Source organism: Bacillus pacificus (assembly GCF_020861345.1).
GTDB classification, from domain to species: domain Bacteria; phylum Bacillota; class Bacilli; order Bacillales; family Bacillaceae_G; genus Bacillus_A; species Bacillus_A pacificus.
In genome coordinates this window covers 4,485,618-4,499,811 of the sequence record NZ_CP086328.1, presented here as the reverse complement: position 1 = coordinate 4,499,811, position 14,194 = coordinate 4,485,618, and the positions used below count along the sequence as shown (strand labels likewise).

Genomic DNA, 14,194 nt, shown 5'->3' with positions numbered 1-14,194 from the left:
TTTTATATCGGAATAATCCCAATTACAATTCCAGTAATCAACATGACCATTGTCGTTCCAACTGCCCACAATAAAGTGAAGCGTTGATGTTCACCAAAATCAACTTTAGCCATTCCGACTAATAAATAAGTGGATGCAACAAGAGGGCTTAATAAGTGAACAGGTTGCCCGAGTAAGGAAGCGCGTCCCATTTCAGCTGCACTAATTCCGTAAGTGGCAGCAGCTTTCGTTAAAATAGGTAGTACACCGAAATAAAATGCATCATTGGACATGAAAAATGTGAATGGCATACTAAGAAGAGCTGTAATAATTGGTAGTTGTGGTCCAAGAGCGTCTGGTATAAGAGTTACTACACTTTTAGCCATTGCATCTACCATTTTTGTTCCTGATAAAATCCCAGTGAAAATCCCAGCGGCAAATACGAGAGAAACAACCGCTAATACGTTTCCTGCGTGAGAAGCAATACGCTCTTTCTGTTGCTCTAAGTTCGGATAGTTAATCATAACAGCAATAGCGAAAGCGATTGTAAATAAAACAGGTAACGGCATAACTTCTAGTATGAGACAGACAAGTAAGGTAGCAGTTAATAAAAAGTTAATCCATAGAAGTTTAGGGCGCTTATGAACAGCAGCTTCTACTGTTGCAGCTTGCTCATCCATCGTTTGCATTTGTTTTAAATATTGTACATCCATAATGCCTAAACGCTTTCTTTCTTTTTTTCCAAGATAGTAAGCAACGAAAACTACCCAAAGTGCACCAGCAATCATTCCTGGTATAAGTGGTGTAAAGAGCTCTGATGCGTCTAGTCCAAGTGCACTCATAACACGAGCTGTCGGTCCACCCCACGGTGTAAGATTTGTCACGCCTGCACCTAACATAACAACCCCAGCTAATATAAGTGGATTCATTCCAAGGCGTTTATATAGTGGGTACATTGCGGAAACAGTAATCATATACGTTGTCGTTCCATCCCCATCTAATGAAACGATAATTGTAAGAATTGCTGTGCCAACAACAATTTTTAAAGGATCTCCTTTCACAAATTTCAAAATCCTACTAATGACAGGATCGAATAAACCGCTATCAATCATAATTCCAAAATATAAAATGGCAAACATAAGCATAATACCAGTAGGTGCTAGTTTTTGAATTCCTTCTAACATCATAGGTCCCATGTTTGCATAAAAGCCTCCAATTAATGCGAACGTAATTGGAATTAATATTAATATTAATGCTACTAGTGCTGACATACGTTTCGTCATAATTAAAAACATAAAGACAAATACCATCGCAAATCCAAGTAGTGCTAACATGTAATCTCCCCCTCAAAATGATTGCGCTTTCAAAATAAAATAAAAATTCAGAAAAAGGTTTTTTTGTTTATCATAAAAGTATCTATTTGAATGGTAAATAATTTGAAAAATAACATCATTAGAAGCATAATTTTTATTTTGGTCATTTTGTTCACGGTAGTTAATTTGAATTTTTTAAAAATAAGCTGCTCTCCATAAGAATGGTAGAATAAGATGAAAATATTGAAGTGTGAAATAGGGAGTAGATTTTATATGAAAACAAGAATGGAAGAGATTTGTAGTTCTTATGAAGGAAAAGTAGAAGAGATTTTTGTTAATGAATCTTCTTACGTATATGAGTGGGAAAAATTAATGATGATCCGAAAAAATAACGGTGAACTTGAAAAGGTTGCAGTCGGCATCAGTGGAAATATAAGATTAGTAAATGTAGTTGTTGGACAGCAAATTCATACAGGTACATTATTAGTTAGGTTGGAAGATGATTTATTAATTACAGGTTGTGAATGATGAGAGGTGTGTAGAGAGGACTACACATCTTTTTTGTTCCATATATTACAAAAGACACATCGTTTTTTCACAAATCGCACACAAGTTTTTGATATGCTCCTTGTAGAAGATACGGTTAGGGAGGAAATATAATGAGAACAAAGTATGTGATGCTTGCTATATGCTTATTCTTTGTCTTTACAATTGTAGGATGTGGTAAGAAACAAGCAGAGGCTGTGGCAATTGATGAGAAACATGATAAGTGTGATATTTGCCAAATTGGGGTAATGGATAATCAATTTGCAACAGAAATCATTTTAGAAAATGGAAAAGCATTAAAGTTTGATGATATCGGTTGTATGTATAAATGGATGGAGATTAATCCAGGTGAAAAGACGAAAGAAAAATTTGTTCGAGATTATGATTCGAAAGATTGGGTTTCGTTAGAAGACGCTACTTATGTATATGATAAAACAATTACAACACCAATGGCTTATAATGTCATTTCATTTAAAAACAAAAAAGATGCAGAGAGCTTTGTATCTAACTATAAGGGGAAAATTCTTTCGTATAAAGAGCTAGCAGAGCATAAATGGGAAATGAATAAAGAAATGATGGGGAACCCGAAAAAGGGAAATCACGGTGCGCATCATTAATACTAGAAAAAGACAACTATATAGTTGTCTTTTTCTAGTATTATTCAGGTGCAAATATAGAAAAGGTGTAAAATTTTTAGAAGAACGGTTACAATGGAATATAGTAACCTAAAGCAATCATTTATCCCGCTTTAATGGGCAGTAAGACCCCACCTCAAAATGCAGCGAAAGCAAAGAAGTTAGGTGGGGGTCGGGCTGCCCATAAAAGCCCGATTGGTTCAACTAATAATCAGTGGGGGATGAAGAAAACCCCCACTGATTAAAGTTTCACTTTATGTACTTTTTAGAAATGTATACAAATGCGGTAAAATCGTGCTAAACTAATTGCTTCGCTAATATAAGTTTAGATAATCCGATTAAAGAAGGAATATAAAGGGCTTATGGATAAATGTACTCAAGAAGAGTTATTGTATGTGATGGAGGAATGGTTAAGAAAACATTATCTTTCATAGGAGCTGTAGTTGTGAGAAAACAAAAAATTTTATTATGTATGTTATTAGGACTTTTAATGACGGTAGTGGCTTGCGATAAGCAAGAAGAGCCAGAATCGAAACCGGTTCATGTGAAAAACGAAAAGAAAAAAGAGAAGCATAAAGAACAGGAAGAATCTAAAGAAGAAAAAAGTATAAATTTAATGGACAAACAGTTGCTACTTTCTGCAACTCTTGGAGACACAGAAACAGCTATGAAGTTGATCCAAGATGGAGCGAATATAAATGTAGAAGGTGACAACGGAGAAACACCTGTCCTTGCAGCAACGTACCAAAATCATGTAGAGACAGTGAAAGCATTAATTGGTGCAGGGGCTAATATTGAAATTAAAGATGAGAAACAAAGCAATCCACTTCTTTATGCAAGTAGAGAAGGCTATACGGATATTGTAAAAGTATTAATTAATGCAGGAGTTAATACGAAAGAAACGACTAAGTCAGGTGGAACAGCACTTATTTCTGCATCTGAGCGTGGCCATGTAGAGGTCGTAAAAGAATTGTTAGAGCATACAGATATTGATGTGAATTATAAAAATGCTCGTGGTGGAACAGCTTTAGTAGAAGCAATCGTATTAGGAAATGGTAGTGAAAACCATAAGAAAGTAATTCAAATGCTTATTGACCACGGGGCAGATGTAAATATGGCCAATAAGGAAAATATTACGCCACTGCAATATGCTGAAAAAAGAGGTTTTAAAGATATTGCAAATATGTTGAGGGCAGCTGGAGCGAATGAAGTAGTACAGCCACAACAACCAGTAGAATAAAAAACGAAAAATAATCCCATTTAGATAGACAGAATGAAGAAATCAGTTAGCATGATGGATTCAGTAATGTGTATGTAAATGGGATTTTTATTTTGAGCATGAAAAATAGATTGTAAATGGTATATGAAGTAACTAAGGAGGATATAAATGAGGCTCTCAGAACTTGATTTAATAGCAATTCAAGTAGAGGTTTTATTTGTTCATAATCAAGTAGGGAAAATGAAATATGTAAATGAACAAGGAAATCCGAAAGCACCACGTTTTTTTCTTGGCAGAACTCGTGAAGGGAGTATAACGAGATATCATTGTGATCTGGATGATGAAATGGTAAGTAAGATTGAGAACTTAATTCGAGAACCTTCAAATCACATAGAGGTAGCAAAGATTATTCATGTATTAAATGAAGAAAGAACAGTAAAAAATATTTGGATGGGCCCTGCTTTCATGTTCTCTAATAATTTACATAAGCCAACTAGAACAATACAGATAACAGAGAAGAATAAAGAGCTTTTACGAGAAAATTTTCCTCATCTAATAGAACAGATGGAGTGGAGGCAACCTTACCTTGCAATTGTAAAAAATGAAAAGGTAGTTTCTATATGTTGCAGTGCTAGGAGTACACCTGTAGCTGCTGAGGCGAGTGTGGAAACTTTAGCGGAGTTTCAAGGGAATGGATATGGTACTGATGTTGTTACAGCCTGGGCGATATCAATACAAGAAGAAAACCGCATTCCACTTTATAGTACTTCTTGGGATAACTTTGCTTCACAAGCAGTTGCAAGAAAACTAAAACTGATTAACTATGGAATGGATTTGCATATTACTTAAATTTTAAAGATAGTGGTTTACTGTTGGGGGTTTATTTTTATATCTAGATTAATGTTAAGGGGATATGGTGAATATTAACATTCGGTTAACGGCTAATTAACAATCTATCAAAACTGACTTAATAAATGCGTAATATAGTAAAGGTAATAAAATAACTAGGGTAGAGAACATTTGAGAACACCCGCTTACATATAACGTGCCACTTTCTTAGGTGTGCTCTATTCCCTAGAGTTCAAATAAGGAGAAAGGTGTTCTATGTAAGTAGGTGTTTTTAGTTTGGATAAAAACAGAAAAGTTAGGTGGAATGTATGTTTAAAGAACCTTATATTGCGATGATAAAGGATTGGAAAGGATACAACACATACAAAAAATTACCGAAAACAGTTTTTCTTATGACGGGTTCAATGCTGGAATTACCAGAGCGTGTATATGAATTACAGAAACATGGACATGATGTCTTTCTTCATTGTGATTTTATACAAGGTTTAAATACGAATACAGAGGAAGCACTTTTGTATATTCAAGACGTTATCGGAGCACAAGGCATTATTTCAACAAAAGGATCGACAATTCGAAATGCCAATAAAATTGGATTAAAAACGATCCAACGTATTTTTATTGTCGATACTTTATCTCTTACAAAATCAATTGAAAATTGTAAAACGACTAAACCGAATGCAGTAGAGATTATGCCTGGTATTATGCCTTCCATTATTAAGCAGTTAGCAGAGGAAATAGAATTTCCTATCATTGCAGGCGGATTGATTCAAACGCGAGAAGATGCAGAAGTTGCCATTCGTGCAGGAGCGAGTGCGATTTCGACGAGTCACTATGAAGTATGGATACAAGAAGAAAAAAGGAGTGCAATCTTGTGATTGAATTGAAAAATGTTTCAAAGGTATATAAAAATGCAGAAGAGACAGCGGTTAAGGGTGTATCGGTTCACATTAAGAAGGGCGAGTTTTTTGTTTTAGTTGGGCCTTCAGGATGTGGGAAAAGCACATTATTACGAATAATCGCTGGCCTAGAAGAAATTTCTTCGGGGGATTTAATTATTAATGAACGTGTTGCTAATGATTTAGAGCCGAAAGATCGTAATCTATCAATGGTATTTCAAAATTATGCACTATACCCACACTTATCTGTAGAAGAAAATATTTTATTTGGACTTAAGGTAAGGAAAGTACAAAAAGAAGAGCGGCAAAAGAGATTAATGGAAGCTATTGAAATGGTAGGGCTGAAAGAGTATGTGAAAATGAAACCAGGTCAATTATCAGGTGGACAAAGACAGCGTGTTGCGCTTGCTAGAGCAATCGTGAGCCAAGCACCGATTTGTTTAATGGATGAACCACTTTCGAATTTAGACGCGAAATTACGTGCGCAAATGAGAATTGAAATTAGAGAAATTCAGCAGCGTTTAGGAATTACAATGATTTACGTTACTCATGATCAAATAGAGGCGATGACTATGGGGGACCGTATCATGGTTTTAAATAAAGGAAGTATACAGCAAGTTGGAACACCGCTTGACATCTATAACGAACCAGCAAATGAATTTGTTGCAAGTTTTATAGGGTCTCCTTCGATGAATATAAATGATGGAGAAGTAGACAAAGAAAAAGGTGTATTACATATAGGGCAATTGCAAATTCCGTTATCTATTGGACAGTTAAAGCAATTACCAGAAGGAATAATTCGCATAGGCATGCGTCCTGAGCATATTGCCCTGTCTGAGGAAGGACAAGAAGTTACGCTACAATCTGTAGAAGTATTAGGCAACGAATCTATATTAAACTTCGCAATAAATGGAACAACTTGGAGTGCAAAAGTCATTGGACAGCTACTCCTGAACAAAGGTGACAAAGTAAAATTATTATTCTCACAAGATAAGTTATGCTTCTTTCATCAAAATACGAATGAACGATTAAAAGTGGTAGCTGAAGAAGAGTTGAAAGTGGTGGCGAAATAATGATTGAAGTAGGCAAGTTACCAGCCCAAGCAAAGGTGGTAAAAAAGAAGAATTTATGGAGTAGAACGAAAGAGTTAAGAATAGGATTATTATTTTTAGCGCCATCTATTTTATTGTTCTCGATTTTTCTTTTTTATCCATTATTTAGGACGATTTACTATAGCTTTTATTTAACAGATATACACGGAGAAGCTAATCTTTTCGTTGGCTTAGAAAATTATCAATACTTATTTTCTGATCCTGCTTTCTACAAAAGCATAAAGTCAACTTTATTATTTGTTGTATATACAGTGCCTACGAGTATTATACTCGCTTTATTTCTTGCATTGATTGCAAATGGAAAAGTAAGAGGTATTGGGGTATTCCGTGTGTTATTTTCTTCCACTATGGGAATATCAGTAGCTGCTAGTGCGGTGATTTGGCTATTTTTATTTCATCCAAGTGTCGGATTATTTAATAATATATTAGCCTCTATGAATCTACCTGCAATCGCATGGTTAACGAGTCCAGATTGGGCATTGTTCTCTGTATCAGTTACAACGGTTTGGGTGAATACAGGATTTGCATTTTTAGTTATATTAGGTGGTTTACAAAACATTGATACGTCTTTATATGAAAGTGCATCTATAGATGGTGCTAGCTATTTATATAAGCTTCGTCGTGTTACATTACCGATGCTATCACCAACTTTATTCTTTATCGTGACAGTAACGTTAATTAGTGCGTTCCAAAGCTTCGGACAAATTGATATTTTAACGCATGGTGGACCAAATGATGCAACGAATTTAATTGTATATTCGATTTATAAAGAGGCATTTGTGAATCATCAATTTGGAACAGCAAGTGCACAAGCGATGGTATTATTTATTTTCATTTTCATTGCTACATTACTTCAATTCAAGTTTGCTGAGAGAAAGGTGCATTATAAATGATCGTTAAACAGTGGAAACAAAATTTCCTATTATACATGCTGCTCATTATTAGTGCAGTAATGGTGTTTTTTCCTGTACTCTATGCATTTTTAATAAGCTTTATGACACCAGACGATATTCAAATGAGAAGGTTATTTCCGACTCAATTTACTTTTGATAATTTTATTAATATTTTTCAAAAAGTACCGCTTTTTACATACTTATATAACAGTTTAGTTGTATCGACAGTTGTTATGATTGGACAACTTATCGTATCAAGCTTAGCAGCGTATGCTTTTGTCTTTCTTCAGTTTAAAGGAAGAAATCTTATTTTCTTCCTGTTTATTTCAACGATGCTTATTCCGTGGGAAGCGACGATGGTACCTAACTTTTTAACGATTCAAAACTTTGGTTGGATCAATAGCTTCGCTGGAATGACAGTGCCGTTTTTTGCAACAGCTTTCGGTATTTTCTTACTACGTCAACACTTTATGACGCTTCCGAATGAACTGAAAGAAGCTGCTTTTATTGAAGGGATTGGAAATGTAAAGTTTTTATTTAGCGTTGTAATTCCGTATTGTAAAACGAGTTTTATTACGCTTGGAGTATATAGTTTTTTAACAACATGGAATATGTACTTATGGCCACTTTTAGTGACCACTGATGAAAAGGTAAGAACAGTCCAAATTGGTGTGAAGCAGCTTCAGTCTCAAGAAGTTGCAACTGATTGGGGAAGCGTAATGGCCGGTGTTACGGTTATCGTAATTCCGACATTGATTCTACTATTTTTAGGGCAAAAGCAATTACAACAAGGATTAACAAAAGGTGCAATTAAATAACTAAGAGAAGGTGAGATTAAAATGAGTCTAGTTAAAAAAGGTGCTGCTCTATTAATGATAGCAACAATGGCATTATCTAGTGCAGCTTGTTCAAATAGTAAAACAGAAGGAAAACCGGAAGCGCAGGCAAAAGTAGCACCAGTTGAAAAAAACGGTGATAAAACTGTAATTCGTTTTTGGCATGCGATGGGTGGAAAAACACAAGGCGTGCTAGATGGGCTTGTTGCAGACTATAATAAGTCGCAAAATAAATACGAGATAAAGGCGGAGTTCCAAGGGACATATGAAGAGTCTTTAACGAAATTTAGAACGATGTCTGCTACGAAAGAAGCGCCAGCCCTTGTTCAGTCGAGTGAAATTACAACAAAATATATGATTGATAGTAAAAAGATTACGCCAATTGATAGTTGGATAAAAAAAGATAAGTACGATACTTCAAAGTTGGAAAAAGCAATTACAAATTATTATTCAGTTGATGGAAAAATGTATTCTATGCCATTTAATTCATCTACACCAGTATTAATTTATAATAAAGATGCTTTCGCAAAGGCGGGCTTAGATCCAGAGAAAGCTCCAAAAACATATGCGGAATTACAAGAAGCAGCGAAAAAGTTAACGATTAAAGAAGGCGGAAATGTAAAACAATATGGATTTTCAATGCTGAATTATGGTTGGTTCTTTGAAGAATTGTTAGCGACACAAGGCGCTTTATATGTAGATAATGAAAATGGTCGTAAAGATGCTGCAAAGAAAGCTGTATTTAACGGTAAAGAAGGACAGAAAGTATTTGGGATGCTAGATGAGTTAAATAAAGCTGGTGCACTAGGAAAGTATGGAGCAAGTTGGGATGATATTCGTGCGGCGTTCCAGTCTGGACAAGTTGCTATGTATTTAGATTCTTCAGCAGGTGTTCGTGATTTAATTGATGCATCTAAGTTTAATGTAGGCGTTTCATATATTCCATACCCAGAAGATTCAAAACAACATGGTGTTGTTATTGGTGGAGCATCATTATGGATGACGAATATGGTTTCAGAAGAAACACAACAAGGTGCTTGGGACTTTATGAAATATTTAACGAAGCCAGACGTACAAGCAAAATGGCATACTGCAACAGGCTACTTCTCTATTAATCCAGATGCATATAATGAACCATTAGTAAAAGAGCAATATGAAAAATATCCACAGTTAAAAGTAACAGTAGATCAATTGCAAGCGACGAAACAATCTCCAGCAACACAAGGTGCTTTAATTAGTGTATTCCCAGAATCACGAGATGCAGTTGTAAAAGCATTAGAAGCAATGTATGACGGAAAGAATAGTAAAGAAGCGTTAGATGAAGCTGCAAAAGCTACAGATAGAGCAATTAGCATTTCAGCTCGTACGAGTCAAAAATAAGAGAAAGCCGTATCCGAAAAAGGATACGGCTTTTTTTAGGAGATAAGGGATCAAAAAAATGAAGAAGTCTTATCTCTTTTATATGAGTAAAGGGTCTAGAATGAATCTTGTCCTTTTCATTATTTGTTTAACTCCATTGCAACTTGTTTGCCATTTACGAAAACCTCTGCTACTGCTACCATAACTTCCATCACTTTTTTCATATCTCATCTCTCCTTGTTTTTTGTTTCATTTCTTACTTTTAGTATAAGGAAATATAGCAATCGCAACCATCGAATTGGATGACAAGAGACTTACATTGTTGTAAGGATAATCGTTGTATCTGTAATAAATACGGTTTTAATCTACAATTCTGAAGTTTCTGTCGTTTTGAACTATAATTAGAAAGAGGGGTGATAATATGAAAAGAATTCTTGTTATTAGTGATATTCATGGAGAAATAGAAAAGTTCGAACAGTTACTGGAAGAAGCTCAATACGATGCAAAACAGGATCAATTAATTTTACTGGGAGATTATGTGGATCGTGGTCCAAATGCGCGTGCAGTAATTGAAAAAGTAAAAGAGTTAAAAGAAGATGGAGCCTTCGTTCTAAAGGGCAATCATGAAGATATGATGATTAAGGCGTTAACGACTGATGAGGAACGTTCATGGAACCATTGGGTAAAAAGGAATGGTGGAGACAAGACGTTATACAGCTATGGATTTGTAGAAGAAGATATTGTGGTTAATGAGGGGAATTTCCAAAAAAAGATTTTACAATCTCGTGTATTAGATGAACATGTAAAGTTTATTCAGGAATTAGATCATTACATTGAAACAGAAAAGTATATATTTGTACATGCTGGTGTTGAGCCATTGAAACGAGTTTCTGAATGTGAACCATATACGTTAATGTGGATTCGTAATGAGTTTCATAGTGGGTATAGTGGTGAAAAGGTTGTTGTATTTGGTCATACGGAAACAAAAACGCTTCACGGTAGTGAGAATTGTGGCGTATATTTTGGGAGCAATCGTATTATAGGAATTGATGGCGGTGCTGTATATGGCGGCCAGCTAAATTGTTTAGAATTGCCGAGCAAAAGGGTATATGTAGTGAAAAATTGAAAGAGATAAGGGAAATCTTATTTCTTTCAATTTTTTATTAAGGTAAATTTAAGGAAGAGTCTTTATAATTAATCTTTAAAATTCTGTATCAAGAAAAAGTGTAGAAAGAACGAATTAAAAATGAAGTTACAAAATATGATTATATTCTTTTGTTAGGAAAAGCAGGAATGTGATTATAAATAGAATCGAACGATATGGTGGAAGGTGAGAATATGCGCTTACTCGTAGTAGAAGATAATGCTTCTTTATTAGAGTCCATTGTCCAAATATTATGCGATGAATTTGAAGTAGATACAGCATTGAATGGAGAAGATGGATTATTTCTAGCATTACAAAATATATATGACGCTATTTTACTTGATGTGATGATGCCAGAAATGGACGGTTTTGAAGTAATTCAAAAAATACGTGATGAAAAGATTGAAACACCTGTCTTATTTTTGACAGCGAGAGATTCTTTAGAAGATCGCGTGAAAGGGTTGGATTTTGGCGGGGATGACTATATCGTTAAGCCGTTTCAGGCCCCAGAATTAAAAGCAAGAATTCGTGCTTTATTAAGGCGAAGTGGTAGTTTAACAACGAAGCAGACTATTCGATATAAAGGGATTGAACTGTTTGGAAAAGATAAAGATGTTCAAGTAGATGGACAAAGTATGAAGTTAACATTAAAACAATATGAGCTTCTAGAGTACCTCGTTCAAAATAGCGGAAAGATTTTAATGCGTGAACAAATTTTTGATCGTGTTTGGGGATTTGATTCAGATACGACAGTGGCAATTGTAGAAGTGTATGTACATCATTTACGTAAAAAATTAGAGCCATTCGGTTATCAGAAAGATATTCAAACCGTTAGAGGTATTGGATATATATTAAAAGAACAATGAACAAGGGAAGTATGTTTCAGAAGACGCGTATTCGATTGACTATATTGAATTCATTAGTATTTATCATTTTGATAGGCGTATTAGGTAGTATCATTTATTCTTACACATATAAGCGTATTTATAGTGGAGTAAATGAATCGATAGAAAAAGCCGTTCAACATAGAAAGAATGCAGATGATAAAAAACTACCTAAAAAAATTAGGGGATATCCTCCAATTGGGGATCCAAGGATAATGGAGTTAACTTGGATGGGAAACACGGTGGAGATAGATATTGAAAACGGCAAACGTCGTTTTATCTTTGAAGATAATTTGGAAAAGTTTTCTCCAAAGAAATTAGGAACTTTGCAAGATATAGAAGTACAAGGACAATATTTTAGAATATTTGCATTTCAGAAAGATGCAAAAATAGTTCAAATTGCAAGGGATATAACAGCTGAAAAAGAAATGTTACATACTTTATTTTTAATTCTTGTGATAGGTTGTAGCGTAGGAAGTTTATGTGCAATAGGAATTGGCTTTTTCTTAGCTGGCAGGGCACTTGTACCCATTCAAAATTCATGGGAAAAACAGCAGCAATTCGTTTCTGATGCATCACATGAACTAAGGACACCCCTTGCAGTTATTCAATCAAAAACAGATGTTTTATTCCAGTCACCATCCGCTACGATAGAAGAAAAAGTGATGGATATTTCTACAATTTCAAAAGAATGTAGGCGGTTATCAAAACTCGTTAGTAATTTATTATTGCTAGCACGTTCTGATTCTAATCAAATTGAGATGGATAAGAAAACATTTGAACTCGATAAATTGTTAGAAGAAATAGTAGCTCCATATAAGGAGATTGCTTCTTATCAAGAAAAAGAAATGATATTAAAAGTAGAACGTGGCGTATCTTTTATGGGTGATAGAGAGCGGATTCATCAAATGATGGTCATATTGTTAGATAATGCGATGAAGTATACGAATGAAGGTGGTCATATTCAAATCGATTGTACGCAAATGAACAGTTCAATTCGTATACGAGTGAAAGATGATGGGATAGGAGTGAAAGATGAGGATATCCCAAAACTATTTAATCGTTTTTATCAAGGGGATAAAGCGAGAAGTGCGTCAGAAGGAGCGGGATTAGGCCTTTCAATCGCGAACTGGATTGTAGAAAAGCATTATGGGAAAATATTAGTAGAGAGCAGATGGGGAGAGGGTACTTGTTTTGAAGTGATTCTTCCGAAAAACCAAAGAATATAAGTGAGAAGACGATCTTGTTTTTACAAGGTCGTCTTTTTTTAAGGGAAAGTTAAGAAACTATTTTTAACATGTATTATATACGGAAAGTTCGCCCTATAAAGAAGCGATTATAAAAAGGTATTTGAGTAGATTACATCGATCATAATATAGTATTAAAATTTTATGGGAATGATGGAAAAGAAAGTGTAAGAGGGAGGAATTAATTTTGAAAAAGAAAATGATGATGGTATTCACTATTGGAGTAATGAGTTTAAGTATATTAGGGGGTGCCTCTCCTTCTGAAACATCAAAAGGAAAGACAGATTACAAGCAGCGCAGCAAAGAACAATTAAACAATGGAAAGATACATGCTGTGCATACAGAAGAAAAGGCGGAGAATTTAGGGATTGAAACGGCAGGGAAAGAACAAATTACGCTAGAAAAAGAAATCCATGAGACGGAAGTAGGAAGAGAAGCAGAACAGTTAGGAATTTCGATTGAAGGAAAAGATGTTGGAACTCTTTCAGAAGAAATCTATGAAACAAAAGTGAAGCAAGAAGCGTTAAAGCTAGGCATATCAATAGAAAATACATCAATTGTAAATTTGATTACTCAAATTAATACGATTAAAATTAGCGATGAAGCGGATAAATTAGGTATTTCAACAAATGGAAAAGAAATAGAGGAAATTGCGGAAGAAATCTATGGAACGAAAGTAAGAGAGGAAGCAGGGAAGTTAGGTATTTCACAAAAAGGAAAAGAGATAGAAGAGTTAGCACAAGAAGTGTACGAACAAAAAGTGCAAGAAGAGGCAAAAAAATATCATATTGATTTGTATGGGAAAGATATATATCAAGTATTAAGTGAAATTAATGAACAAAAGGTGTTACAAATGGCAGATGAACTTAATATGGATAAAACGAATATGAACACTCAAGAACTAGCAGAAAAAATAAAAAAAGATCAGCCTGAAAAAGGAAAAGAACTAAATTTTGTACCGGTAATTCGCACGGATGCGGACGCGTTTTATTCGTATTTAACGAACTAAGAAGGGTAACTAACTGTTACGATTTATTTAACCAATTATAACGAAAGTTAATTAAATATATCAGTAAGCCCTGCTAGTCAAGTGATTGGCTAGTAGTGAGGGTTAACTGCGGGCAATCCCTAAAGCTGATTGAACTACAACGTGGCTAGAAATAGTGAGCGTGAATGTCGCGAAAGCAGAAAAAATCAATCAGATGGTGCAAGGTTAAATCCTAAACACTAGAACAATGGGTCTTCCGCCTCGAATCATCTAAGTCAAAAGTGATAAGATGAA

At 34.8% G+C, this 14,194-nt stretch carries 14 protein-coding genes; 13 read left to right on the top strand and 1 reads right to left on the bottom strand.

From position 1 onward, the window contains the following. Positions 1 to 2 precede the first annotated feature (2 nt). On the bottom strand, positions 3 to 1,313 hold the full coding sequence (locus LMD38_RS23250; protein WP_228919991.1) for a CitMHS family transporter: 1,311 nt from the start codon (positions 1,311 to 1,313) through the stop codon (positions 3 to 5). Positions 1,314 to 1,565: 252 nt separating this feature from the next. On the opposite strand from LMD38_RS23250, the gene LMD38_RS23245 reads away from it, so the two are divergent. From LMD38_RS23245 to LMD38_RS23185, 13 genes are all read left to right on the top strand, one after another. Further along, positions 1,566 to 1,820, top strand: a complete 255-nt coding sequence (locus tag LMD38_RS23245; protein WP_000857646.1) for a biotin/lipoyl-binding protein — start codon at positions 1,566 to 1,568, stop codon at positions 1,818 to 1,820. Positions 1,821 to 1,951: 131 nt separating this feature from the next. Beyond that, on the top strand, positions 1,952 to 2,455 hold the full coding sequence (locus LMD38_RS23240) for a nitrous oxide reductase accessory protein NosL (protein ID WP_001259402.1): 504 nt from the start codon (positions 1,952 to 1,954) through the stop codon (positions 2,453 to 2,455). Between the two features lie 388 nt (positions 2,456 to 2,843). Continuing rightward, a complete protein-coding gene (locus LMD38_RS23235) occupies positions 2,844 to 3,713 on the top strand; it encodes an ankyrin repeat domain-containing protein (RefSeq protein WP_000287347.1) in 870 nt (289 codons plus the stop codon). 147 nt (positions 3,714 to 3,860) lie between these two features. Continuing rightward, positions 3,861 to 4,541, top strand: coding sequence for a GNAT family N-acetyltransferase (locus LMD38_RS23230; protein WP_016716415.1), 681 nt, complete (start codon positions 3,861 to 3,863; stop codon positions 4,539 to 4,541). A gap of 308 nt (positions 4,542 to 4,849) precedes the next feature. After that, positions 4,850 to 5,416, top strand: a complete 567-nt coding sequence (locus LMD38_RS23225) for a glycerol-3-phosphate responsive antiterminator (RefSeq protein WP_000472010.1) — start codon at positions 4,850 to 4,852, stop codon at positions 5,414 to 5,416. Next, entirely contained in the window at positions 5,413 to 6,510 is a 1,098-nt protein-coding gene (locus tag LMD38_RS23220) for an ABC transporter ATP-binding protein (protein WP_228919990.1), read from the top strand. The genes LMD38_RS23225 and LMD38_RS23220 overlap by 4 nt, the downstream gene beginning before the upstream one ends. Beyond that, entirely contained in the window at positions 6,510 to 7,442 is a 933-nt protein-coding gene (locus LMD38_RS23215) for a carbohydrate ABC transporter permease (RefSeq protein ID WP_000573570.1), read from the top strand. The genes LMD38_RS23220 and LMD38_RS23215 overlap by 1 nt, the downstream gene beginning before the upstream one ends. Further along, positions 7,439 to 8,260: a carbohydrate ABC transporter permease gene (locus tag LMD38_RS23210; RefSeq protein WP_000635951.1), complete on the top strand. Its 822-nt coding sequence runs from the start codon at positions 7,439 to 7,441 to the stop codon at positions 8,258 to 8,260. Before LMD38_RS23215 ends, LMD38_RS23210 begins: the two co-directional genes overlap by 4 nt. A gap of 21 nt (positions 8,261 to 8,281) precedes the next feature. Next, positions 8,282 to 9,658, top strand: a complete 1,377-nt coding sequence (locus LMD38_RS23205; protein ID WP_062821065.1) for an ABC transporter substrate-binding protein — start codon at positions 8,282 to 8,284, stop codon at positions 9,656 to 9,658. A gap of 400 nt (positions 9,659 to 10,058) precedes the next feature. Beyond that, on the top strand, positions 10,059 to 10,763 hold the full coding sequence (locus LMD38_RS23200) for a metallophosphoesterase family protein (RefSeq protein WP_016716419.1): 705 nt from the start codon (positions 10,059 to 10,061) through the stop codon (positions 10,761 to 10,763). 212 nt (positions 10,764 to 10,975) lie between these two features. Further along, entirely contained in the window at positions 10,976 to 11,647 is a 672-nt protein-coding gene (locus LMD38_RS23195) for a response regulator transcription factor (protein WP_001238610.1), read from the top strand. Beyond that, the gene (locus tag LMD38_RS23190) at positions 11,644 to 12,894 is read left to right on the top strand and encodes a sensor histidine kinase (protein WP_062821064.1); all 1,251 of its coding nucleotides are present in this window, start codon (positions 11,644 to 11,646) and stop codon (positions 12,892 to 12,894) included. The genes LMD38_RS23195 and LMD38_RS23190 overlap by 4 nt, the downstream gene beginning before the upstream one ends. A gap of 205 nt (positions 12,895 to 13,099) precedes the next feature. Further along, positions 13,100 to 13,921, top strand: a complete 822-nt coding sequence (locus tag LMD38_RS23185) for a hypothetical protein (protein WP_062821063.1) — start codon at positions 13,100 to 13,102, stop codon at positions 13,919 to 13,921. The last annotated feature ends 273 nt before the right edge of the window (positions 13,922 to 14,194 follow it).

Bases quoted from the DNA above. Each gene is read 5' to 3' on its own strand.
- LMD38_RS23205 (WP_062821065.1), top strand. From the start codon at position 8,282: ATGAGTCTAGTTAAAAAAGGTGCTGCTCTATTAATGATAGCAACAATG.
- LMD38_RS23190 (WP_062821064.1), top strand. From the start codon at position 11,644: ATGAACAAGGGAAGTATGTTTCAGAAGACGCGTATTCGATTGACTATA.
- LMD38_RS23215 (WP_000573570.1), top strand. From the start codon at position 6,510: ATGATTGAAGTAGGCAAGTTACCAGCCCAAGCAAAGGTGGTAAAAAAG.
- LMD38_RS23235 (WP_000287347.1), top strand. From the start codon at position 2,844: ATGTACTCAAGAAGAGTTATTGTATGTGATGGAGGAATGGTTAAGAAA.
- LMD38_RS23230 (WP_016716415.1), top strand. From the start codon at position 3,861: ATGAGGCTCTCAGAACTTGATTTAATAGCAATTCAAGTAGAGGTTTTA.
- LMD38_RS23245 (WP_000857646.1), top strand. From the start codon at position 1,566: ATGAAAACAAGAATGGAAGAGATTTGTAGTTCTTATGAAGGAAAAGTA.
- LMD38_RS23225 (WP_000472010.1), top strand. From the start codon at position 4,850: ATGTTTAAAGAACCTTATATTGCGATGATAAAGGATTGGAAAGGATAC.
- LMD38_RS23210 (WP_000635951.1), top strand. From the start codon at position 7,439: ATGATCGTTAAACAGTGGAAACAAAATTTCCTATTATACATGCTGCTC.
- LMD38_RS23240 (WP_001259402.1), top strand. From the start codon at position 1,952: ATGAGAACAAAGTATGTGATGCTTGCTATATGCTTATTCTTTGTCTTT.
- LMD38_RS23250 (WP_228919991.1), bottom strand. From the start codon at position 1,313: ATGTTAGCACTACTTGGATTTGCGATGGTATTTGTCTTTATGTTTTTA.
- LMD38_RS23200 (WP_016716419.1), top strand. From the start codon at position 10,059: ATGAAAAGAATTCTTGTTATTAGTGATATTCATGGAGAAATAGAAAAG.
- LMD38_RS23195 (WP_001238610.1), top strand. From the start codon at position 10,976: ATGCGCTTACTCGTAGTAGAAGATAATGCTTCTTTATTAGAGTCCATT.